This is a genomic window from Cohnella luojiensis, assembly GCF_004564235.1.
Lineage (GTDB): Bacteria > Bacillota > Bacilli > Paenibacillales > Paenibacillaceae > Cohnella > Cohnella luojiensis.
Window position 1 is genome coordinate 1 of sequence record NZ_SOMN01000082.1, and the last position, 1823, is coordinate 1823.

At 38.7% G+C, this 1823-nt stretch carries 2 protein-coding genes; both read left to right on the forward strand.

From position 1 onward, the window contains the following. Positions 1-348 precede the first annotated feature (348 nt). Positions 349-852, forward strand: coding sequence for a GNAT family N-acetyltransferase (locus E2980_RS23775; RefSeq protein ID WP_135154691.1), 504 nt, complete (start codon positions 349-351; stop codon positions 850-852). Positions 853-1065: 213 nt separating this feature from the next. Further along, positions 1066-1470, forward strand: a complete 405-nt coding sequence (locus E2980_RS23780) for a hypothetical protein (RefSeq protein WP_135154692.1) — start codon at positions 1066-1068, stop codon at positions 1468-1470. Positions 1471-1823 lie beyond the last annotated feature (353 nt).

Consider the following 1823-nt stretch of genomic DNA (forward strand, 5'->3'; position numbering starts at 1 on the left):
AAATCAATAATAGACACAATAATAACAATAACAATAGGAACTCTCTTAAGTTCACCAATTCTAATGATTAATTACACCTAAAGAATTTTGATTGTCATTCAGGAAGTCGATTACTTCACATAACACCATATTCACGCATCGGGCCATTCGGCCCTCGGTCCGGCAGAAGTTAGATGTGGTTCGAAGAGGCATTTCAGTAGCAGGGAAGCGTTATTCAGCCGGACACATCCCACCACCTAACCGCATCGCGGCCGCCCTCCGGGCTTAAGGTGCTGGGACATCGTGAATACAAGAACGTTATAAGAAATCCCCGCAAAAAACTAACATATAAAAGAGAGAGTGAAATGAATGAACTTATTAATTCGAGAGATAAATGAAAATGATCCAATCATCATTTCACATGCCTTTAAAGAACAAGGATGGAATAAACCAGTAGCTCAATATGAAAGATATATAACTGAACAGATAAACGGAGAACGAGTGACATTAATAGCTGAAATCGATGGTGTATTTGTTGGTTATGTGAATGTTTTATGGGAATCGTATTACCCTGAATTCATGGAAAAGAGCATCCCTGAGATTAATGATTTTAATGTTCTAGTAAAATACCGGGGACTTGGAATAGGATCAAAATTAATGGATAAGGCAGAAGAAATCATTAAGGAAAAATCTCTGATAGCTGGAATTGGGGTCGGCTTATTTAGTGATTATGGTATTGCTCAAGTGCTTTATGTAAGACGCGGCTATATTCCCGACAGAAAAGGGATACATAATGGAAAAAACTATATAAGATATGGGGAAAGTGTAGTAATTGATGATGACATTGTTCTTTACTTTACTAAAAAGTTATAAGAATTTCACTTGATTGTAATGCTTCGAAGGCGGGGACATCTTATAACACCATGTTCACGCTTCGGGCCATTCGGCCCTCGGTCCGGACAGAAGTTAGATGTGGGTTCAGAGAAGTAATTGGCAGTAGCAGAGAAGCGGAATCAGCCGGACACATCCGCACCGACTAAGCGCGTCGCGCCCGGCGACTTCATCGCCTTAAGTCGGTGGGACGTCGTGAACACATTAACGTTATCAGAAATCGGGGGAAGAACTATAAACATGATAAATTCAAAAATATTATCTACATTTAAAGAATATGAAACAAAAGAATTAAAAGAATTGAGACTAAAGAGAATTGAATTAGAAGCCAATTATGAAGACCTAAAACAAATTGGATTACTTGGCCTACTTATAGGGTTTATTTTTACAATCTCATCTGGTGTCTTTAAAGATATATTTGATGTCAATTTATTAAGATCAATATTATTTTATCTGACAATATCAATTGTGATAGTGCTATTTGCTTATTACTACCATAAGAAATATAAGCGGGCAATAATAGAATTAAGAACAATTGAACTGATAATAAAAGATAAAGAAAGCAATATTGAAATCAAAAGTAAAACTAAAAGGAATTAAAATTTAAATACTTTGATTGCAATCTCAAGGAAGCCCCCGACTTCTGATAACACCATATTCACGCTTCGGGCCATTCGGCCCTCGGTCCGGCCGGTGTCAGAAGTGGACTCGATGAGGCATTTCAGTAGCAGAGAAGCAGAATCAGCCGGACACACCCGCACCACCCAACCGCGTCGCGGCCAGTCGCTTTGCTCCTTTAGGGTGGTGGGGCGTCGTGAATACAAGAACGTTATCAGAAAGTCAGGCGAAGAGCGAATTGTTATCAAGTTCAGGCGTGTCCGCATTGTGTTATCTATTAAAGACGAAATAAGATCAAGAACAGATTAAGATCAAGGGAAAATTAAGACTAAGTG